This is a genomic window from Pristimantibacillus sp. Z349TD_6 (assembly GCF_056173205.1).
Genome location: NZ_CM149662.1, coordinates 332,102 through 352,331 on the forward strand (window position 1 = coordinate 332,102; position 20,230 = coordinate 352,331).

The 20,230-nt window shown below is 44.3% G+C and carries 17 protein-coding genes; 11 read left to right on the forward strand and 6 right to left on the reverse strand.

Translation table 11 applies throughout. The annotated features are described in order from the left end of the window. Window positions 1–104: 104 nt before the first annotated feature. Window positions 105–2,198, reverse strand: a complete 2,094-nt coding sequence (locus AC0VYE_RS01550; protein ID WP_475445593.1) for a GxGYxYP domain-containing protein — start codon at window positions 2,196–2,198, stop codon at window positions 105–107. A gap of 420 nt (window positions 2,199–2,618) precedes the next feature. On the opposite strand from AC0VYE_RS01550, the gene AC0VYE_RS01555 reads away from it, so the two are divergent. The 4 genes from AC0VYE_RS01555 (at window position 2,619) to AC0VYE_RS01570 (ending at window position 7,854) form a co-directional block, all read left to right on the forward strand. Then, entirely contained in the window at window positions 2,619–3,095 is a 477-nt protein-coding gene (locus AC0VYE_RS01555) for a CcdC family protein (protein ID WP_076268615.1), read from the forward strand. 276 nt (window positions 3,096–3,371) lie between these two features. Next, on the forward strand, window positions 3,372–4,274 hold the full coding sequence (locus AC0VYE_RS01560; protein WP_475445595.1) for a phosphatase PAP2 family protein: 903 nt from the start codon (window positions 3,372–3,374) through the stop codon (window positions 4,272–4,274). 49 nt (window positions 4,275–4,323) lie between these two features. Further along, complete coding sequence (locus AC0VYE_RS01565) at window positions 4,324–6,597, forward strand: glycoside hydrolase family 3 C-terminal domain-containing protein (protein WP_475445597.1); 2,274 nt, start codon at window positions 4,324–4,326, stop codon at window positions 6,595–6,597. A 258-nt stretch (window positions 6,598–6,855) separates the two neighbouring features. Beyond that, window positions 6,856–7,854 (forward strand): LacI family DNA-binding transcriptional regulator, encoded by a 999-nt coding sequence (locus tag AC0VYE_RS01570; protein ID WP_076268612.1) that lies wholly within the window; start codon window positions 6,856–6,858, stop codon window positions 7,852–7,854. 96 nt (window positions 7,855–7,950) lie between these two features. Here the strand turns inward: AC0VYE_RS01570 and AC0VYE_RS01575 are convergent, their stop codons facing one another. Continuing rightward, window positions 7,951–8,097, reverse strand: coding sequence for a hypothetical protein (locus AC0VYE_RS01575; protein WP_475445599.1), 147 nt, complete (start codon window positions 8,095–8,097; stop codon window positions 7,951–7,953). Window positions 8,098–8,519: 422 nt separating this feature from the next. Here AC0VYE_RS01575 and AC0VYE_RS01580 point away from each other — a divergent pair, with 422 nt between their 5' ends. The 6 genes from AC0VYE_RS01580 to AC0VYE_RS01605 all read left to right on the forward strand — a co-directional run bounded on the left by AC0VYE_RS01580 (window position 8,520) and on the right by AC0VYE_RS01605 (window position 15,309). Continuing rightward, window positions 8,520–9,416: a carbohydrate ABC transporter permease gene (locus AC0VYE_RS01580; protein ID WP_076268610.1), complete on the forward strand. Its 897-nt coding sequence runs from the start codon at window positions 8,520–8,522 to the stop codon at window positions 9,414–9,416. Next, on the forward strand, window positions 9,413–10,294 hold the full coding sequence (locus AC0VYE_RS01585; protein WP_076268609.1) for a carbohydrate ABC transporter permease: 882 nt from the start codon (window positions 9,413–9,415) through the stop codon (window positions 10,292–10,294). The genes AC0VYE_RS01580 and AC0VYE_RS01585 overlap by 4 nt, the downstream gene beginning before the upstream one ends. A gap of 59 nt (window positions 10,295–10,353) precedes the next feature. Then, window positions 10,354–11,694: an ABC transporter substrate-binding protein gene (locus AC0VYE_RS01590; RefSeq protein ID WP_179089816.1), complete on the forward strand. Its 1,341-nt coding sequence runs from the start codon at window positions 10,354–10,356 to the stop codon at window positions 11,692–11,694. An 84-nt stretch (window positions 11,695–11,778) separates the two neighbouring features. Beyond that, the gene (locus tag AC0VYE_RS01595) at window positions 11,779–12,771 is read left to right on the forward strand and encodes a LacI family DNA-binding transcriptional regulator (protein WP_475445601.1); all 993 of its coding nucleotides are present in this window, start codon (window positions 11,779–11,781) and stop codon (window positions 12,769–12,771) included. A gap of 28 nt (window positions 12,772–12,799) precedes the next feature. Then, window positions 12,800–13,771 (forward strand): N-acetylglucosamine kinase, encoded by a 972-nt coding sequence (locus AC0VYE_RS01600; RefSeq protein WP_076268607.1) that lies wholly within the window; start codon window positions 12,800–12,802, stop codon window positions 13,769–13,771. 212 nt (window positions 13,772–13,983) lie between these two features. Further along, window positions 13,984–15,309, forward strand: a complete 1,326-nt coding sequence (locus AC0VYE_RS01605) for a family 43 glycosylhydrolase (RefSeq protein WP_475445603.1) — start codon at window positions 13,984–13,986, stop codon at window positions 15,307–15,309. Window positions 15,310–15,375: 66 nt separating this feature from the next. Here the strand turns inward: AC0VYE_RS01605 and AC0VYE_RS01610 are convergent, their stop codons facing one another. The 4 genes from AC0VYE_RS01610 to AC0VYE_RS01625 all read right to left on the reverse strand — a co-directional run bounded on the left by AC0VYE_RS01610 (window position 15,376) and on the right by AC0VYE_RS01625 (window position 18,939). Beyond that, window positions 15,376–15,768, reverse strand: coding sequence for a carboxymuconolactone decarboxylase family protein (locus AC0VYE_RS01610; RefSeq protein WP_475445605.1), 393 nt, complete (start codon window positions 15,766–15,768; stop codon window positions 15,376–15,378). A gap of 72 nt (window positions 15,769–15,840) precedes the next feature. Beyond that, window positions 15,841–16,518, reverse strand: a complete 678-nt coding sequence (locus AC0VYE_RS01615) for a Crp/Fnr family transcriptional regulator (protein WP_475445607.1) — start codon at window positions 16,516–16,518, stop codon at window positions 15,841–15,843. A 147-nt stretch (window positions 16,519–16,665) separates the two neighbouring features. Next, on the reverse strand, window positions 16,666–17,718 hold the full coding sequence (locus tag AC0VYE_RS01620) for an LLM class flavin-dependent oxidoreductase (protein ID WP_430056216.1): 1,053 nt from the start codon (window positions 17,716–17,718) through the stop codon (window positions 16,666–16,668). A gap of 465 nt (window positions 17,719–18,183) precedes the next feature. Next, window positions 18,184–18,939 carry a class I SAM-dependent methyltransferase gene (locus AC0VYE_RS01625; protein WP_475445609.1) on the reverse strand — a complete coding sequence of 252 codons (756 nt, stop codon included), beginning with the start codon at window positions 18,937–18,939 and terminating at the stop codon, window positions 18,184–18,186. A gap of 146 nt (window positions 18,940–19,085) precedes the next feature. Here AC0VYE_RS01625 and AC0VYE_RS01630 point away from each other — a divergent pair, with 146 nt between their 5' ends. Beyond that, window positions 19,086–19,874: an arylamine N-acetyltransferase family protein gene (locus AC0VYE_RS01630; RefSeq protein ID WP_475445611.1), complete on the forward strand. Its 789-nt coding sequence runs from the start codon at window positions 19,086–19,088 to the stop codon at window positions 19,872–19,874. Window positions 19,875–20,230 lie beyond the last annotated feature (356 nt).

The following is a 20,230-nucleotide window of genomic DNA, read 5'->3' on the forward strand; positions in this document are numbered from 1 at the left end:
ACCAATACTCCCGTTCAAAGCGAGCTATTCCTCAGCGAGCTTGATGCTTATGGGACAGCCCCTTTTTGGTTCCACTTTTAACAAAAGCCACGTCCACTTTAAATCTAATCCTCGTTTTCGTCCTCCGCTAGCTGCGATTTGGCTGGCAGTTTATTGTAATCGCGGATAAGTGAGAAGTAGTGGTCAGCCCGTACAGCTTGATATTCCGGTCCGAGCGATTCTGTTATCGCCACAACATCAGAAGGTGTCATGCTCCATGCGAGCAGCCCGAGTGATACGAACAATGGTGATTTGCCATCCCATTTTGCTTTGGCTGCTGCCAAAATGTTTTTCCCGTCTTGTACGGTACTTATGCCTTGAATCGTGGATACGGGCAGTGTACCGTTTATAATTTCGACGCCATAATGATCTTCCCAGCTTAGGAATAGTCCTTTTGCCTTATAAAACTTCTCATAGGCAGCTGCCTTTGATGCGCTGAGCGGAACATTCTCGCTGTTCACACGATTCAGCACATACGGAACGGTCATTCCTGTTTGCTTCATATACGTATAAGACTGCTTAAGGAAATCAGAGAATGTGGCTTCCGGCCATGCTTCGGGATAGAAGTAGCCTGATCCAGAAGGGCCAGCAATGATGAGGTCATTCTCTGTCGCTGTCTTTTGGAAATAGTTCAGAATAGCGGGTGCGCCGTCATAAAGAAGCGGGCTTGATGTCCAGTTGATCGGTGCTTTTCCGCGAGCAGGATCATCCCATAGGATACGCATTCTATGCTGATTGTATTGGAAGTTGTCGCCTTCGCTGAAGGTGTATGTGACGTAAATTTTATTTGCAAGCTTAGGCGCCTTAGGTGTTTTGGCTTTGACTGCCTTTGCCTTTGTACCCGAGAAAACCGTTAAGTTGCTGAACCAGTCGGCCGCAAGCACGTAGACACTATAATTGGATGTAATTTCTACGGAGCTGAATTCGCCTTCAACGTCATTATTGAACCAGCCTAAGTAAGGGGTGCCTGGCTTGACGCCTGATAAGATTTTTTCGAAAAGCGCTTTCTGTTCCGGCACGTTGGAATCAAGCCAGAATACCATCGCTTTGTTCGCAACTGCATAATCACGGAGGTAGCCGTAAGGCTCCTTCTGGTCTGAGGTTGGCGGCTGGATATTGCCTGCCGATACCTTAAATTGATTCCACATAAGAACGGAGGCAGTTAACTGCTTTGTACCTGCAGGCGGCGTAAACTTATAGACGAAGTATCGGCCATTGTCTGCAAATCGGTGTCCGCCTTGGCCTGTTGATACTTGAGAGCTTTGGCGGTCGTACAGAAACGCTTCTTCCTCAGGCGTACCTGGAATGAACTGCGCGATTGTTTGCCCGTCTGCCTTCACGGTTACTTCATGAACGGCGGATCCCCAGCCATCCTGAGGGAAAGCGTCCTCGAAGCGAAGAAATACGGACTCTTTGCCCAAATTGCTCGTCAAATCCAGCTCATACGTATTTTTATTTTTGCCATCGCGCTCCTGCGTGATGTCTTCTGCAATGGTCTTGAACGATTCAGGGAGTCCGGGAGGTATTCTAACGGATGTGTCAGGGCTTAATCCGACTAACATCCGATGTGTCGATTTGGCCCATAGATTCTCATATTGCCATGTGTAAGCATCCAAACGGTCTTTGAATTTGCCTTGTAAATCATCGAGCACTTTTAGGTTGAAAGGTGCTGCTTTCAACTGCGCGGCGAGAGCAGGGCTAGCGACAACGGCATCCTTTAACCCAGCAAGAGTAGTCGCTACATTGACGGTATCAGCAACCTTCGGATCGTAAACAATGATGCCTTTTACTTCTTTTTTATATTTCTTGACGATATCCCAGTAATCTGCATGAACATTGTAGGGAACCTTCAAATCTTTTAGCCAGGTCAGTTTGCCTTCTTCTTGGTTTTCCAGCAGATAGATTCGAGGCTCCTCACGGTTAACGATACCCTGCAGCGTTGCAAGCAGAAGCTTGATGTCCCCTGGCGCATCATAAATATCAGCTACATCTAGTTTTTTTGGGGTTGCAAAGGATGGAAGCGCTTGCTTGTTCGGCCAGCTAATGGAGCTTTTGCCGGATTTGGATTCCGCAGTTGCTGCAGCTGGTGCTGAAGCGCCAAGCGTTAAAGACAGCGTACATACGATAGCCAGACATGTGACAGTAAGTTTTCGAATCACGATCTTACACCTCGTCTCATCTGATTGGGTAATACCATCGTCATAGCGCCTTTTCCATTCCCTCCTTCTTAGGCGGCTTCGCTATTGTGCATACGGCAGTACCTAAACTATATATTAAATATATTTATGTTTAATACAATCGTTTCGACAAAGGTTCCAACAGAAGACAACTCGAGACCTAAAGGATTATAGCGCAAAAGAGATAGACAATAGTCCCTTTTACATAGTCAAATCATAAGAAATGCATACAATAATTGTATATATTAAATATATATAATTGGCGGAAAATAGGCATGCAGCATATACTTCACATAGCGATCCCTTTATATCCAAAGGAATCGTATTGCAGGTATTTCATTCGAATAGGTATAATATAAATTATGGAAATTTAATATTTAATTTTTAGAAAGCGGTGTTGAAATGGATCGTTCATTTTATGTGTTTGTCATTGCCATTGCTGCCCTCGTGCTGTGGAGACGAACAAGGAGCTTTTACCGCCCCATAAGAGGAGACGGCAAAAGGCTGTTGTACCCGATTCTATTTATGCTGCCGGGCCTGCTGTTGATATTTAATTCCAACGTCCATGCGCCGTTTTACGAATTTTTGATTGCTGCGGCTATCGGTATTATCCTCTCGATTCCTCTAATATGGACCACAAACTATGAAATTCGTGATGATCATCTTATATACGCCAAGAAGAACTGGGGATTCATCGTCGCTTTTCTTGTTGTCATTGCTATTCGTTTCGAGCTTCACCATTACATGTCCACAATTGAACCTCAAACGCTGGCTGCTTTGTTTATGATTTTAGCGTTCTTCTACGTCATCCCATGGCGAGTCGTTTCTTATATTAAATTTCGGAGATTAGTACAGCTTCAAACGGTACGAAAAGTATAATCGTTATTCTGCCACTCAAGGAGCCCTTTTAAAGGAGCTCCTTTTTTTCTGTTTTCACGACACCTCATTAAAATACTATTTTTCTAAAATTTATACCATATTTTGTGGAATTGGCATTTTATAATCAACGTATTGGGATGGAACAATGGAGATGAGGGGGAATTTGAAAAAGAGGCATGACCATGCTGGAAGTAATGGTGTAGTCGCAGCTTCTATCTTTTTTGAATAAATGTAAGCGCTTGCTGTAATGTGCATTTTTCGAAAAGGGGTATGGATATGACATCAAAAGGAATGCGTCTCTTTATTTGGGGATTTGCGCTCTTGTGGGTCGCAGTCATGATCGTTTTTAGTTTTGCTGATTTGAGCTTGTCCAAAGCGATATATAACGAGGAACACTCCTTGTTTGGACAGTTTTTTGAAAACTTCGGCGAGCACCCTGCATTTATTGTCCTATTTATCGCGGGCAGCATTCTCTTTAGTACGGCTAGGCATGAGAAAACAGGCAAAAAAATCTTCATTCGTTTTGTGAGCGGTTTGTTTGTCATCTTAGGCGGTTTTGCTTCCACTTCGATTGCGTTGTCACGAGGCTTTGAGCTGAGCGGCGGCGGTGTGATGCTAATTTGTTTGCTTGCCACAATCGTAGTTGCGGCAATTATTCAGCGGTTATTGAATTTGGTGCCAGCTCATACCTTGAAGATGTACAATCGTGCGGCTTGGGCAGGCATAGTCATTATTTTTGTTGAAATCATGCTCGTAAATGTGCTGAAAATATTTTGGGGCAGAATGAGGTTCCGAAATATGGACGGGGATTATTCACAATTTACAAGCTGGTTTATGCCGCAGGGAGTTCAAGAAAATGGTGTCAAATCTGAAGTTTATAAATCATTTCCTTCAGGGCACTCTGCGAATGGATGGACGATGATGGTATGGATGCTGTTTATGCCGTTTGCGAGCAAATGGCGTAATATTATGCTCTCAATAGCGATTGTATGGGGAGGCTGTACCTCATTCAGCCGAATTATTATGGGCGATCATTTTGCAACGGATGTGTTGTTTGGCGCGTTTATTACAATCTTTAGCATGCTCTTCATATGCAAGCTGTTTAAAGTTGATTTGTATCCGGCTTCCTTCTTGCAGCAGCGTTCAGAAATTAGTCCTAATGCTGTATTTAGAGCTTAAGGTGTCTAAACATAAGTGTAATGAGAAACATAATAGAGGAGGATTTTAAATGAAAATGGATATTCAAGCGCTTATTGACCAAATGACTTTAGAAGAAAAAGCAGGTATGTGTTCGGGGCTCGATTTCTGGCATTTAAAGGGTGTTGAACGACTAAATATTCCTTCTATAATGGTAACGGATGGACCTCATGGGCTGCGTAAGCAAAAAGGTTCTTCTGACCATGTGGGTATTTTTGATAGCGTTCCTGCTACCTGTTTTCCATCAGCGGCGGGGCTTGCCGGCTCTTGGGACCGTGAATTAGTTGGAAAGGTAGGCGTGGCTCTTGGCGAGGAATGTCAAGCGGAGGATGTGGCTGTTTTACTTGGGCCAGGCGCGAACATCAAGCGGACGCCGCTATGCGGACGGAACTTTGAATACTTTTCTGAAGACCCTTTCTTATCCTCGGAAATGGCGGCAAGCCATATTCAAGGGGTACAAAGCCAGGGTGTTGGCACTTCACTCAAGCATTTTGCACTCAACAATCAAGAACACCGCCGGATGTCAGTCGATGCGGTTGTCGACGAGCGGACGATGCGTGAAATTTATTTGGCAAGCTTTGAGGGTGCGGTGAAAAAAGGGAAGCCATGGACGGTCATGAGCGCCTACAACAAAGTAAACGGAACGTATGCTTCGGAAAACGAATTTTTGTTAACGGATATTTTGAAGGAAGAATGGGGCCATGAAGGTTTTGTTGTCTCCGACTGGGGTGCGGTAGATGAGCGAGTAGATGCGCTTGCAGCGGGGCTTGAGCTAGAAATGCCTTCCAGCAACGGCAGTGGCGATAAAAAAATAATAGAGGCCGTTCAAAGCGGCAAGCTATCCGTGGAATTGCTCGATCAAGCTGTTGCAAGACTGCTTCGGATTATCTTTATGAGCGTTGATCAGAAAAAAGAGAACGCTTCCTACAATGTGGGAGAGCATCATCAGCTAGCTCGCACGGTTGCTAGTGAATGTATGGTGCTTTTGAAAAATGAACAACAGCTGCTGCCGCTTAGCAAAGGAAAAAAAGTGGCGGTCATTGGCGCATTCGCTCAAAAACCTAGGTTTCAAGGCGGTGGCAGCTCGCATATCGTGCCGACTGCGCTCGATAATCCGCTGCAGGAAATGAAGCAGCTGGCTGGAGACTCGTCATTCATTTTATATGCTGAGGGTTACTCGCTAGATAACGATAATATTGATGATGCGCTCGTGGAAGAAGCGAAGAAGGCTGCTAGCGAGGCCGATGTGGCCGTTGTATTTGCGGGTCTTCCCGACCGTTATGAATCTGAGGGATACGATAGAAAACATCTAAATATGCCGGGTAATCAGAATCAGTTGATTAAGGCTGTAGCGAGTGTGCAAAGCAACGTCGTTGTTGTCCTTATGAATGGTTCGGCTATCGAGATGCCTTGGGCTGACGAGGTGGGAGCCATTTTGGAGGCTTACTTAGGAGGGCAAGCGGTTGGCGGTGCAATTGCTGACGTCCTGTTTGGAGAAGCGAATCCATCCGGCAAGCTGGCAGAGACATTTCCTGTTAAGCTAAGCGACAATCCTTCATTTCTATTTTATCCAGGCGAGGCAGATCATGCGGAATATCGGGAAGGCATTTTTGTCGGATATCGCTACTATGATTCGAAGAGCGTTAAGCCGATGTTCCCGTTTGGGCATGGTCTGAGCTATACAACATTCGAGTACACAAATCTGTTGATAGACAGCAAGGAAATAAAGGATACGGAAACGGTAAACGTTCACGTCACGGTTAAGAACACAGGAACACGCTCCGGCAAAGAAATCGTTCAGCTGTACGTTCAAGATGTCGAGAGCACCGTGATCCGGCCGGAGAAAGAGCTTAAAGGATTTGCCAAGGTAGAGCTGCAGCCTGGAGAGCAGAAGAAGATAAGGTTTACGCTGGATAAACGATCTTTCGCTTATTACAATGTTGCTCTAAAAGACTGGCATGTCGAGAGCGGAGACTTTGTTGTTCTTATTGGGCGTTCATCGGAGGATATTGTCCTAGGCGAGACGCTGCGCGTTCAATCCACTGTCCCTCTGAAAGTTGTGTATCATCGCAATAGCCTTCTCGGTGACTTAATAAGCGATACGGAGAAGGGTCCAATCGTGCAAGGCATTATGCAGCAGGTTCAAGCAGGAATGGGAATCTTGATGTCTGAGGAGAACGAAAATGCAGACATGATGGCCGCGATGATGAAATTTATGCCTCTTCGCAGCTTGGTGTCCTTCAGCCAAGGGGCGTTCACTGACGAAATGCTAAACGGCTTGCTTCACCAATTAAACCATTCATAGTAGGAGCAAAATAGATTTTACAAAAGGACCGTCCTTCCGCGTGACGGTTCTTTTTTTCTATTCAATTAATGCAAAGCTTTTATATGCCGATCCACAATTGAGCAGGGATGTGAGGTGCCTTTTACGGTCAAAACCAGAATATAGACCTGTCAATGGAATAAAACATAAATTTACTCTAATAAAGTCTCAACTTATGTGAAATCTAGTGGTAAATGTGGTATGTTTATGTAAATTGCGTTTAACAGGAGCGGTTCATCAATGAAGGTTAGTATATTCGATGTTGCCAAGAAGTCAGGATTGTCGGTTGTAACGGTATCCCGAGTTCTTAATAAGTCGACATCCGTGCGCCAGAAAAATAAAGAAAAAGTGTTGCAGGCCATGAAGGACCTGGACTATCATCCGAACGCCTCAGCCCGCAGTCTTGCAAGCGGCAAAACCGGTATTATCGGTCTAACTTTGACGACATTGCATGATACTGTTCTTGACGCTGTAGTCAAAGAAATTAATGATAGCTTGGCAGAGCAGGGTTATTTCCTGGCACTCTCCATCTCGCAGGGGGACGAGGATTCATTTGATCGTTCGATGTTTCAAGAGGACCGTGTAGATGGAGTTATTTTGCTCTCGCCAATTAATGCAGATATATATGTGATGGAGCTGAAGAAGCGGAAAATTCCTTTTGTCATCCTTGATAATCAGCAGCGCAATCCGACGGTTCCTTCTGTTATTGTTAATAATTTCAAAGGCGGATATGATGCAACCAAACATCTCATTGACCTTGGACATACCGAAATTGCTCATATTAGCGGACCAGATCCGTTTCTGAGCAGCCGTGAGCGTGAGAGAGGGTTTATGTTCGCGCTCGAAGAAGCAGGCTTGCAGCCTTTTGAAGTGGAGCAAGGATCGTTTGATATTCCTTCAGGCTACGCCATTGCCAAGCGCTGGATCGATGCAGGCAAGCTGCCTACAGCGGTATTCGCAGCAGATGACTTTATGGCACTTGGTGTAATGGATGCTTTCAAAAATGAAGGGGTTCGCATTCCTCAAGATGTATCCGTTGTAGGTTTCGATGACCAGATCTATGCGGAAGAATTTCATCCTGCGCTGACAACCATCCGTTTGCCATTTGAGAAAATAGGGCGGCAGGGTGTAGATATTTTGCTGAAGCTAATCAAGGATTCTCCAAAAAGAAATACGATCATGGAGTTTGATCCGGAGTTAATGGTGAGGAAATCGACGGGAGCGCCTAGAGGGCGTTAAGTTTAAGAATAATGAGCAAAAGAGCCAACGCAATTACTATTTGTATAGTAATTGCGTTGGCTCTTTCTATTTATTTTGGCTGCGTCGCTATTAAGTCTAATAGCAAGCCTGCTCAAGTGATTGAAGCGCGGTTATTAACTCCTGCTTTAATGGGGAATCGGTAATCATGCCTTCTTTATTTAGCTTCAAAGTAATATGTGGAATAATTAATGTCCCGCCCTCGACAATATCAGCATTAATCATTTTAAGAGAACCCGATAATTGAATAGCGCTTTCACATAATAAAGTTAAAACGTTTAAACAAAATATATGACAAAATTTACGTTTGGCACTTAGAAGAGACAAGTAAAGACAAAAACAGAAACCGTACGTTTTTGTACTAGGTAAAGGGAATATATAATCCATAATAAACAAAAAAAATATTAATTGACATATTTTGAATGTCGGTATAAACTCATGTTGAATATTAAAGCGGTTTAACTTTCGTGAATAAAAAGCAATAACAGAGAGAAAAAGAGGTGATTTGAAAAGCGATTTCGAGGAAATGCAGAAGCAAAGTAATGGTGGAAAAAAGGGGACATACAAGAGAGCGATTAAGAGTTTTTTAAATTTGCTTCTTTTAAGGCCAAGAGGAATAGGAAACCAAATGGAAGGGGGCGGTTTTACTGAAGAACAGCAAATTTCAGAGACGGGAAAACAAACACTTTTATTTATTTATTTCGCCATGGATTATTGGTTTTCTCATATTTGCTTTATATCCAGTAGGCGCATCATTGTACTACAGCTTCACAGACTACGATATTATTAACCCGCCTGTTTTCGTAGGATTAAACAATTTCAAAGAGCTCTTTCAGGATGAACAGTTTTATAATTCGATAATGGTTACGCTCAAGTACACGCTTATTAGTGTTCCTATTACGTTGTTTTTATCACTTATGTTTGCAATCTTGATCAATCAGAAAATTCCTTTTAACGGTTTTTTTCGAACAGCGATGTATTTTCCAAGTATGATTTCAGGCGTATCCATGGCCTTGTTATGGTTTTGGGTATTTAATCCACAGGCGGGATTGTTCAACTATGGATTATCTTTTTTCGGAATTGACCCCATTCACTGGTTCCTGGATGAGAATTACGCTTTGTGGGCGCTCATCATTATGTCGTTCTGGGGACTCGGCGCAGGCATGCTTATTTTCTTAGCGGGTCTTCAAGGTGTGCCGGCTCATCTGCTGGAGGCAGCAAGGCTCGACGGTGCTGGCCGGTGGAAAACATTTTGGAATGTAACCTTTCCAATGATTTCGCCCGTTTTTCTATTCCAGCTTATCATCGGTGTCATTGAATCCTTCCAAGTGTTTACACAGGCCTATACCATCACGCGTGGTGGACCGAACTACTCTACATGGTTTTACGTGTACAACATTTACATCAATGCGTTCAAAAATTTCCGCTACGGATACGCGTCTACCATGGCCTGGATCCTACTCGTTGCAGTACTCGTTGTCACCTACTTTATCATGAGGACGTCGAAACGTTACGTTTACTACGAAGGAGGGGGCAGTAAATGAGTGAAGTGACCCATGACGCGAGCTCAAAGCGGATTATTGTCAAAAGAAAGCTAAAGCTTTCGCAAATTGTCGGATTTCTTATTTTATTAGCGGTAACAATTACGATGCTGTCACCGGTTTGGTTTATGCTCTCGACATCCTTGAAGACGACGAAAGAAATGCTTATGTTTCCCCCCACAATTATTCCAAAAGTGTTTGCGTGGGAAAATTTCCGTGAATTGTTTACCAATACCGAAATTAAATTCGGACAGCAATATAAGAACAGCTTGATTGTTGGCATATTCACAGTTATTGGAACGGTGCTGTCTTCATCATTCGTTGCCTTTGGATTTGCTAGATATAAGGGAAAAGGCAGCGGGCTGATGTTCATGCTAGTGCTCAGTACATTGATGCTTCCTTATCCAGCGATTATGATTCCGCAGTTCCTATTATTTATGAATCTTGGACTGCATGATTCGTTATTGCCGCTGATTCTGCCCGCTTTCTTTGGGTCAGCTTATATGATTTTTTTATTGCGACAGTTTTTCTCTACGCTGCCTGACGAGCTTTATAACGCCGGCCGGATTGACGGCTGCAGCGAGTTTAGACTGTACTGGAATATTACGCTGCCTTTAGCAGGACCAGCACTCGCTACGGTTGCTATATTTTCATTCATTTGGAGTTGGAATGACCTGCTCACCCCTGTACTTTACTTAGATTCGCAGGAGAACTTCACGCTTCCAGTAGGGATGGCTGCTATGCTGTCATCAAAGTTTCGTTTAGCGCCTTGGAATTTACTGATGGCCGCTTCGATTCTTTCCGTACTGCCGATTATCGTGTTGTTTGCGGTAGCACAGAAGAGATTCGTTGAGGGAATCGTACTTACAGGCATTAAATAGTTTGTTAAGCGTTTTAGCTTGCTTGTATGAAATCTAATAAAACCAAGGGGGAAATTAGAATGAAGAACAAGAAATGGTTATCCATTACCGCTATTCTCGCACTATCGATGTTTGCAACCGCTTGCTCAAACGGCGGAAACGAGGGTTCCGGCAAAGAAAAGCAGGTAACGATCACGCATTATACGATTGACTCGCCGGACAGAACGTTTGTAGAGAAGCTGATCCCTGAGTTTGAAGCAAAACATCCGAACATCAAAGTAAAAGTGACTAAAGCACCTTATGAACAGTTTGACTCCAAGCTGCAATCGTCTATTGCCGCGAAAAACGCGCCGGACGTAACCTCTCACTGGGGTTATGGCGGTTTTATGGAATATTACAACAAAGATATGCTGATGGATATGACCCCTTATTTTGAAGACTTCAAAGCAGCGGATTACAATATTCCGGAAGACGTAATGAACATCTACAAGGTTGATGGTAAAACCTATGGTATTCCGTTAAATAGCTACGTGACTGTCATGCTTTACAACAAGGATCTTTTTGATAAAGCGGGACTTCCTTACCCTCCAACCGATTATGAGGATAAAAGCTGGACTTTCGACAAAATGGTCGAATATGCGAAGAAGCTGACCGTAGACTCTGAAAATTTGGAGGAAGCTCAATATGGCGTCGACTTTGGATTTGGTGAACGTGACCAACGTCCTCAATATTTTGGTGCAAATGTCTACTCCGATGACACATGGACAAATGGCGGTAAGCCTTCAGAGATCAATCTAACTAAGCCTGATGTTATTGATGCGTACAAAACACTTTATGGTCTCATTCATGATTTGAAAGTGTCGCCAACACCAGCATTCTCCCAATCCGTATCCGGGCAATTCGGCGATCCGTTCCTATCGGGTAAAATCGCGATGTCTGTCGTTGGTTCATGGAGCCTTGCTGCCGCTGCAGATTTCAACTTTAAAGTAGGTGTTGCTGCGGTTCCAGTAAGTCCAAAAGGCGATGTGCGAAGCGTGCTTTACGTTGATCCATTGTTTGTACTTAAGGATTCGAAGCATCCGAAGGAAGCTGCGGAGTGGATTAAGTTCTTGGTTACAACTGAAATTCAGGAGAAATCGATCGAGCTTAGCGGAGGCAATCCTCCGGTCAACCAAGCAGCTGCAGAAAAGTATTACAGCAACTTTGAAGGCATTGATCCAGCAGGCATTAAGCAAGTATTCGAAGGTGCTTATAAATACGGCTTCGAATCGTACAATCATTTGATTTCCAATTACTCTCAAATCAATGAACTGTTCATCAATGAACTTTCAGGGGTAGAGAACGGAAAGCAGAAGGTTGAGGATGTGCTGCCAGTCATTGAACAGAAGCTGAAGGATCTTTTGGCAAGAGTGAATAAGTAATGAGTTAAGGGGAGGGGCGATTGAGGCTGCTCCCCTCCATTTTATACAAAGCATGATTACTACTAGTCTGAGGAAGGCGTTCTTATGAAGGTAAGCATTGTGGACGTTGCCAAAAAATCAGGATTATCCATTGTGACGGTATCAAGGGTATTAAACAATTTGCCAAGTGTCAGAAAGAGCAACCGGGAGCGGGTTCTTCAGGCTATGAAGGAGCTTGATTATCACCCTAATGCGTCTGCAAGGAGTCTTGCACGAGGAAAAACAGGCATAATCGGACTAGCGTTAACAACTTTGCATGACTCATTTCTCGATGCGGTCGTGAAGGAGGTTAATGATCGGCTTGCGGAAAATGGCTATTTTCTTGCTTTATCGATTTCAACAGAAGAAGACGATCACATCCATCGATCATTATTTCAGGAAGGACGTGTCGATGGCGTCATCTTATTGTCACCCATACGTGAGGATGAGTACGTACTAGAGCTTAAGAGAAACCGAATTCCATTTGTCATGCTCGATAATCAGCAGATGAATTCGCCAGCTACCTCTGTCATCGTAGACAATTTTTATGGTGGATATGAAGCAACCAAACATTTAATCGATTTGGGGCACAGGGATATCGCGCATATTAGTGGTCCAGAGCTGTTTCTGAGCAGTCGAGAGCGTGAACGAGGATACTATGCCGCATTGGAAGAAGCGGGCATAACATCCTTCTGTGTGGAGCGCGGAGACTTTGAAATATCTACGGGCTATCGAATTGCTCGGAGCTGGATGGACGCTGGCAGACTGCCGACTGCGGTATTTGCGTCCGATGATAATATGGCGCTCGGCGCTATGAATGCTTTTATAATTGAAGGAATTCGGATACCTCAGCAAATTTCGATCATTGGATTTGATGATCAGATTCTTGCCACGGAGTTTCACCCGAAGCTGACGACGATGCGCCAGCCGGCCGCGCAAATTGGAAGGATGGGGGTTGAACTGCTGCTGAAGAGCATAAGCGGTGCAGCCAAAAGAAATGTCACTGTTCAATTGAGCCCAGAGCTAGTTATTCGGGAGACAACTTCTTTGAGGCAATAACAAACATGAAATCAAGGGAGTGTATCCGTTGAAATATTACTTGGGTGTAGATGGCGGCGGCAGCAAAACGTACACGCTAATTACAGATGAGTCGGGCAGAATTGTAGGAAAAGGGAATAGCGGGAACGGTAATCATCAGGTTGATTATGAGGCGGCTAAACGCAATATACGCGAATCGGTTGAGATGGCATTACGCGAAGCAAATGTAGTACACAGTGACATTCAGTTCGCTTATTTTGGTTTAGCTGGTGCTGATAGGGAAGCGGATTATGAAATATTGAGACCCATGATCGCAGAACTGGGATTTGCGAAGCATGAAGTGAATTGCGATACAGCGATAGCTCTTCGAGCGGGAACGGATCAGCCGTATGGCGTTGTACTGATTTGTGGTGCCGGAACGAACAGCGCGGGCGTTAACTCTCGGAATGAGTTTTATCAGTGTGGAGGCTTCTCTTATGCTTTCGGAGATTTCGGCGGCGGCAGCGACTTAGGCATTGAAGCTTTCCGCTCGGTTATCCGGGCTTGGGATGGGCGCGAGCGGCCGACTATATTGACGAACCTCCTGCTGCAGGACCAAGGCTACGACAGTGTGGAGAGCATGTTCAATGATTATTTGAATCACGATAAAACACCTCCGCTTAGAACGGTAAAGCTGCTGTTTCAAGCAGCAGAACAGGGAGATAAGGTTGCATTAACGATTTTGCGAGTGCAGGGGGAGGAACTGGGCAAGTCGGCGCGGGCTGTCATTCAACGTCTGAGGATGGAGGCGGACAAGTTCGATGTTGTCCTTGCTGGTAGCGTACTTACTAGGGGAGAGGCAAGTTTTATTCACCCGTATATCGAACAGGCTGTCAAAAGCTGTGCTCCAGATGCATCATTAGTTAAGCTCGAGATTGAGCCGGTTGTCGGAGCGGTGTGGCTTGCTTTTGAAGCTGAAGGGAATACGCTGCCGCGTGAAGTCTACGACCGTTTAAGATCCGTGTCGGAATATAGTTATTGATTTTTTGGAGGGCACCGTTGATGGTGCTCTTTTTTTATTTGGCCTTTTAAAACAAATGTAATAAACGTGGGATACGAAGATGCTATTCAAATCGACTAGATTGTTTAATATCGTCTCATGGTGACGTATAGGTAAGTCGAGTTATGCTGGAGTAAGCTAATCATTTGGTTAAGTTTATAAAATATAGGCCGGAGAGCGAGGAGTATATGAACATGATAAAAAATGATGGTATTCCAGTAGAACGTGAACGTGTGAAATTAACATCTCAAAATCCGATAATAACTGCAATATATACGGCTGACCCTTCTGCTCATGTTTGGGAGGACGGCAAGGTTTATATTTATGCTTCACATGATATGGATCCGGCAAGAGGCTGTGATTTAATGGATCGATATCATGTGTACTCCTCTTCCGATATGGTGAACTGGTTGGATGAGGGTGAAATTCTTCGTTCGGACGATGTAGCATGGGGCAGGCCGGAAGGCGGCTTCATGTGGGCGCCCGATTGTGCCTACAGAAACGGAACCTATTATTTCTATTACCCGCATCCCAGCGGATCAGATTGGAATAATACATGGAAAATCGGTGTGGCAACCAGTCAAAAACCAGGAAGCGGTTTTAAGGATCAAGGTTATATCTCGGGACTGGGCGGATTTGCACTCATTGATCCGTGCGTGCTCGTTGACGATGATGGACGTGCTTATATGTATTACGGCGGGGGCAGCAGATGCGAGGGCGGCGAGCTGAACGACGATATGATGTCCATTAACGGCGAGATGCGCGAGATGGAAGGACTGGAGGATTTTCATGAGGCAGCTTGGGTTTTCAAAAGGGCTGACCTCTACTATCTGACCTACGCCGATAATTTAGATGGAAACAACCGCATGAGATATGCTACCAGCAAGCACCCGCTTGGACCATGGACCTATAGAGGTATTTTTCTAGAGCCGACTGGCTGCTCAACTACTCACGGTTCTGTGGCGGAATTTAAGGGGCAGTGGTATTTGTTTTACCACAATCAGGAAATTTCGGGCCAAGGCAATTTAAGAAGCATGTGTATTGATTATTTGTATTTTAATGAAGATGGAACAATCCAGACCGTCGTTCAAACCAAAGAAGGCGTTAAGTCTGTAGGGGATGCTCCGGCTCCCAATACAAATCAGAGAACCTACTCTGCCAGCCGTGTGGACGGAGGAGCGGTTGTTGAAACAAACGAGCAAGGAGAAAGTGTCGTTAATCGTTTGGATATCGCTGGCTCTTATTGCGAGTTTCAAGCTATCGACGGAGAAAAAGGCGGAAGAGCGGCCATTCATATTCGTTATGCAACGGCAGAGCGACTCGCCAAACTAAACCTGACCGTGAACGGTCATGATTATTCCTTGCTTAATGCACTGTCGACAGGAAGTCTGCTGGACTATAGCGGCCTTGCTAGCATTACCGTTCAGCTAGAGCCTGGTGCTGATAATACCATTAGGCTCACAGGCGGCAATGGCGAGATTAGTGTCGAAAGCATAACGGTTAGCCCGTTTCTGGATTAATAGAATATGACGCAGCCCCCACGATGACAAGCGGGGGCTGCTGCTTTTTATTTTGAAGAAATAAACTTAACAGAAGCAGTCCGGTGCTGAGGATGATTGGTCTGCTTTCTTGTGTGATCGTTTGTCATCGTCTTCTTCAAATGAGATTAAGGCATGGGTCGCATGGCTGAGAATGGCGCCTGCTCTTGTGGATGCTGCAATCAAAACAGCCTCTACTATTTCCTCCCGCGTGCCTCCTAGCTCCTTGCATTTCTTCACATGCACATCAATGCAATAGGGGCATCCTGTCACGTGAGCAACGGCTACAGCAATGAGCTCTTTCATTTTTGCAGGTATGGCATCAGAAGCATGATAAACGTCTTTTTCAAAAGCTAAAAAGGAACCTGCAGCCTGCGGAACGAGCTTAATCAGCTCTGGAATCCGGCTTAAATTCGAACGATCATAATAATGAGTCATCATATACCCTCCCGTTAAATAAAATTGATCTCTTATTAATTGTAGGGGAGAGCGATTCAAATCTCAGTGACATTGTCACAAATGCTGTTCTATTATACGGTTTAAGACGCCGCGATCCAATATGGTGATCTTTCCTCTGCTTAATGCAATCGCTCCTTGCTCCGCAAAGCTTTTTAAAATGCGGGTAATGACCTCGCGTGATGTCCCAATTTCTATAGCTAGTTGTTCATGAGTAAGCCGCAAGCAATCACCCTTCACAGATTCCGAAATTAAATAGTCCGCAATGCGATAAGGGAGCGGCTGGAAAGCGACATTTTCCAGCAGCTTTGTCACATTCGTCATTCGATCAATAAATTGTTTATAAATATATTGCCTAATGGGTTTGATTGTGTTCATCCATTCTCGAAATACGGAAACGGGCAGCAGCAACACGTCCGTTTCTTCCTCTATGGCTACCGATGCTTCATATTCAGTCTCACCCAATATGCTTGCCATCATAAGGACGCAGCACTGACCGCTATGCACCCGGTATAAAGTAATTTCTCTGCCTGCTTGACTCAGCTTAAACACTCGAATTTGACCGCTGACAATAAACATAGCATGCTGCAAAATATGGCCTTCGCGAATGGAATGCGAGGTAGCCGGATTAATGGATAATAGCTGCGCAGCTTCCCAGCTCTCTGCAGGAAGATGGGCGAATGAGGGAAACATATGCTGAATTTGCTGTATTTGTTTGCGAGAAAGATGATTCATACAGAGGCTCCTTAAGTGTCGGATTGTGTACTATTTCTCTGTCTTTTTCGTTTTTCCTTTTATTAGAAGATTTACTCAACCTAAAAAAAGAAGTGCACTGGCATCTCAGGCCCGCACACTTCTATTTTTAGATAATGGCTATCTTTATTATTGCTTTCCTTCGCTTCTTGCAAGCTCCTTACGTACAATTGGGGCGACCTTAGTGCCGAGCAGTTCAATGGCTCGCAGTACCTCGCGGTGCGGCATCGTACCTACATTCACATGCAGGAAGAATCGAGTGACCCCTAGATTTTTGCGCAGCAAAAGAATCTTCTCCGCAACATATTCAGAATCACCCACATATAGAGCGCCTCGAAGGCTGCGGGCAGAGTCATAAGCTGCACGGCTGTAATGCTGCCCCCAGCCGCGTTCACGTCCAATGACATTCATCTGTGCCTGAGTTGGCGGGAAAAATAAATCGGCTGCTTGCTCCGTTGTTTCGCCAACAAAACCGTGGGAATGTGTGGCGATTTGCAGCTTGCTGGGATCATGTCCAGCTTTTGCAGCTGCCTCCTTGTAAAGATCGACCAGCGGTGCAAAATTTTCAGGCATCCCGCCAATAATAGCGAAGGCGATAGGAAGGCCGAGCAAGCCTGCGCGAATTGCAGATTGTGCGTTGCCGCCGCTTGCGATCCAAACGGGAAGCGGGCTCTGAACTGGCCGCGGGTATACAGGTAGATTATGAATAGCAGGACGATGTCCACCGCGCCAATTGACCTTTTCGGAATCTCTGATAGCAAGAAGCAGCTCTAGCTTCTCTTCAAACAATTCATCATAATCTTCTAAGCTGTACCCAAATAGCGGGAAGGATTCAATAAAGGATCCCCGTCCTGCCATAATTTCGGCTCTGCCGTTAGAGAGCCCATCGAGTGTGGAAAACTGTTGAAATACACGAACCGGGTCGTCTGAGGACAGAACGGTAACAGCGCTGGTGAGTCTAATGTTTTTGGTCATCGGAGCTGCTGCTGCCAGTACAACCGCAGGCGCAGTGCCGGCGTAATCAGCACGGTGATGCTCTCCAATACCATAAACATCTAGTCCAACTTGATCTGCGAGCACAATCTCCTCAACCGCGTTGCGCAGACGTTCAGCATGGCTCATGATTGCTCCTGTCACAGGGTCAGGTGTCGTTTCCAAAAAAGTACTAATTCCAATTTCCATGTTTGCTGCCAAATCGGCCATAAGCATACGCCTCCTTTATTACCTATAGTTTACTCAATTTTTTATGGTTTCTCAAATTTAGTAAGCAGATAATTTCAGCTAATCACTTCTCTAACGAATCGTATTATGCTTATTAGGTCAAAGACTGCATCTTTTAAGTTTTAACGAACCTTATTAACGTTATGGCATGCTGTATGAGAGGTTAGGTGCTGTTTTTCTTAAAATAGCGACGCTGGAGTTCGTTACAAATTCAAATCATTCCAAATGGCTTAAATAAGAGCTGCTGGGTTCGTTAGCGATAAATCCAATCCAAATTCCGGGCAAAGGACCGCCTTGTTAAAAGCGATTCACTCTGGCATTCGCTTTGTCTAAGCCTCCATAAACAAAACAAGGGCTGTTCCAAATGTAGATTTCTACTTTTGGGACAGCCCCTTACAGATATATAGCAGTACGTTATTACTTGATTTAGACGTTACCCATATAGCTGCGTGTTAGATTCGGCATGATAAGCACATCGTTTTTGCTGTATTTTGCATACAGCTCGGAGAGGGATTGAATAAACGGTTCATATTGTTCGTCAGTCTCTTTTGGCGCATAGGAGCCGGATAAATTACGTCCAATAAAATGGTCTAAATCAAACTCCAAATGGTATTCAAATACTTTAAATTCATAGCGGCCGTTGCGGAAAAACTGCTCATACACGTCAGGAGTCTTATCGATACCGCCGCTAAATCCTTTAAATGCAGGGCAATACTTTTGGCAGATCGCTGCGTTTTCAATAACGAGCTCGCTTGAAGCATCTCTGCTATTCCACACTAAGGCAACGTTAGCATCTGGTTTTAGTATTCTTTGGCACTCGAGCTTAAACTGCTCCTTGTCAAACCAATGAAAGGCTTGGGCAACCGTAATTAAATCTATACTTTGGCCTTGCAGCGGCGTATGCTCAGCAGCGCCATTTATAGAGGTAAACTTAGCATAATGAGTTAATTCTTTTTCTGCGGTGGATCTCATATCCTCATTAGGCTCAATGGCAATGACCTTTAAATCTTGATCCAGCAGCTGCTTCGTAAGTATTCCAGTGCCGGAACCAATATCAGCTACAGTATGATCCGGTGATAGGTTATTGCTCTGAATAAGGTAGTTCATATAAGCCATAGGATAATTGGAACGGTATTCGGAGTAAATCGCGGCTTTGCCTGTAAAGTTATCTTTTGTCCCCAAAATAAATAGCCTCCCGTATATAATTTATTTTGAATACAATAATTTTACTGATTTTCTTTAATTGTAGCGCTTGTCTTGCCATTAGTCGATGCAGGAAGATATGATAAAATAAATAACAAGTCTACGAACAGCGAGGGGTAGATAAAATGGTAGTTGACCACAAGCAATGGAAACCTGAAGTATTGGCGTATCTTGAACGAATAGGTTATAAGGGCCCGATCGATAACAGTTTGGCAACACTCACAGAGCTCCAGAACTGCCATGTACATACCGTACCCTACGAAAACTTAGATATTATAAACCTTGTTCCGCTATCATTGGAAATTCCCGACCTGTTCAATAAAATCGTTACAAAGCATCGCGGTGGCTATTGCTTTGAGTTGAATGCACTGTTTGGTTGGTTGCTAGCCGAGCTCGGCTTTAACGTGACGAACTATTTTGCCCGGTTCTGGCGTGATGAAACACAGACACCGCCAAAACGCAGACATCATATTTTACAGGTAGTAGCTGAAGGAAAGCCGTATCTATGCGATGTGGGAGTAGGCGGTATTGCACCACGAAACCCGATTCTATTGGCTGAAAATGTCGTCCATGAGCAAAAGGAAGAAGCGTATCAGCTGGAGCGGGATGCCTTTTTTGGCTGGGTGCTGCTGGAGAGGAAGAAGGGGGAATGGAGCCGCCTTTATACCTTTACCGAGGAACCGCAGCTGCCGCAGGATTTCATTATGACTTCCTACTGGTGCGAGCATGCACAAGATTCGATATTTGTGAGCACGCCGATGGTGGCCATTCGGACAGCTGAAGGAAGAAATACAATCGCAGGCGAAGAGTTTCGTATATTTACGGCAGAGGGCGTTCAGGTAGTTACACCTTCTACACAAGAGGAATATGCGGAAGCATTACGTAAATATTTTGGAATTGTCATATCCGTATAGCTTGCTAAGCAATCGGATCATCTTTTATATCTCTATCATACTAGCGGGCTGTCTCAAAAGTAGATTAATCTACGGTTGGGACAGCCCATTTTTTACGTATATGCTGACAGATTGTTGTCATATGACAAAAAAATGACAACTCTCACTATATAAAAGGGATAATTTGGATTATACTGTTTATAGGTAATTAGTATCATGTAAATGATAGAAATGCTAAAGGTAAATAGATAATAGGAATTATTTTTGAGGTGAAAACAATGGCTGAGTATATCATGTTTCGAGAGATTTGGACGCCTTTCCGATTGGTAGGCATTCGACTGTTTAAGGATGAACATACTAAATATTGGTATAAAATT

What these genes read in the sequence shown, in the direction of transcription:
- AC0VYE_RS01605 (WP_475445603.1), top strand. Translation starts at nt 13,984, where the DNA reads ATGATAAAAAATGATGGTATTCCAGTAGAACGTGAACGTGTGAAATTA.
- AC0VYE_RS01565 (WP_475445597.1), top strand. Translation starts at nt 4,324, where the DNA reads ATGAAAATGGATATTCAAGCGCTTATTGACCAAATGACTTTAGAAGAA.
- AC0VYE_RS01615 (WP_475445607.1), bottom strand. Translation starts at nt 16,518, where the DNA reads ATGAATCATCTTTCTCGCAAACAAATACAGCAAATTCAGCATATGTTT.
- AC0VYE_RS01570 (WP_076268612.1), top strand. Translation starts at nt 6,856, where the DNA reads ATGAAGGTTAGTATATTCGATGTTGCCAAGAAGTCAGGATTGTCGGTT.
- AC0VYE_RS01620 (WP_430056216.1), bottom strand. Translation starts at nt 17,718, where the DNA reads ATGGAAATTGGAATTAGTACTTTTTTGGAAACGACACCTGACCCTGTG.
- AC0VYE_RS01610 (WP_475445605.1), bottom strand. Translation starts at nt 15,768, where the DNA reads ATGATGACTCATTATTATGATCGTTCGAATTTAAGCCGGATTCCAGAG.
- AC0VYE_RS01630 (WP_475445611.1), top strand. Translation starts at nt 19,086, where the DNA reads ATGGTAGTTGACCACAAGCAATGGAAACCTGAAGTATTGGCGTATCTT.
- AC0VYE_RS01555 (WP_076268615.1), top strand. Translation starts at nt 2,619, where the DNA reads ATGGATCGTTCATTTTATGTGTTTGTCATTGCCATTGCTGCCCTCGTG.
- AC0VYE_RS01585 (WP_076268609.1), top strand. Translation starts at nt 9,413, where the DNA reads ATGAGTGAAGTGACCCATGACGCGAGCTCAAAGCGGATTATTGTCAAA.
- AC0VYE_RS01575 (WP_475445599.1), bottom strand. Translation starts at nt 8,097, where the DNA reads ATGATTAATGCTGATATTGTCGAGGGCGGGACATTAATTATTCCACAT.
- AC0VYE_RS01595 (WP_475445601.1), top strand. Translation starts at nt 11,779, where the DNA reads ATGAAGGTAAGCATTGTGGACGTTGCCAAAAAATCAGGATTATCCATT.
- AC0VYE_RS01560 (WP_475445595.1), top strand. Translation starts at nt 3,372, where the DNA reads ATGACATCAAAAGGAATGCGTCTCTTTATTTGGGGATTTGCGCTCTTG.
- AC0VYE_RS01590 (WP_179089816.1), top strand. Translation starts at nt 10,354, where the DNA reads ATGAAGAACAAGAAATGGTTATCCATTACCGCTATTCTCGCACTATCG.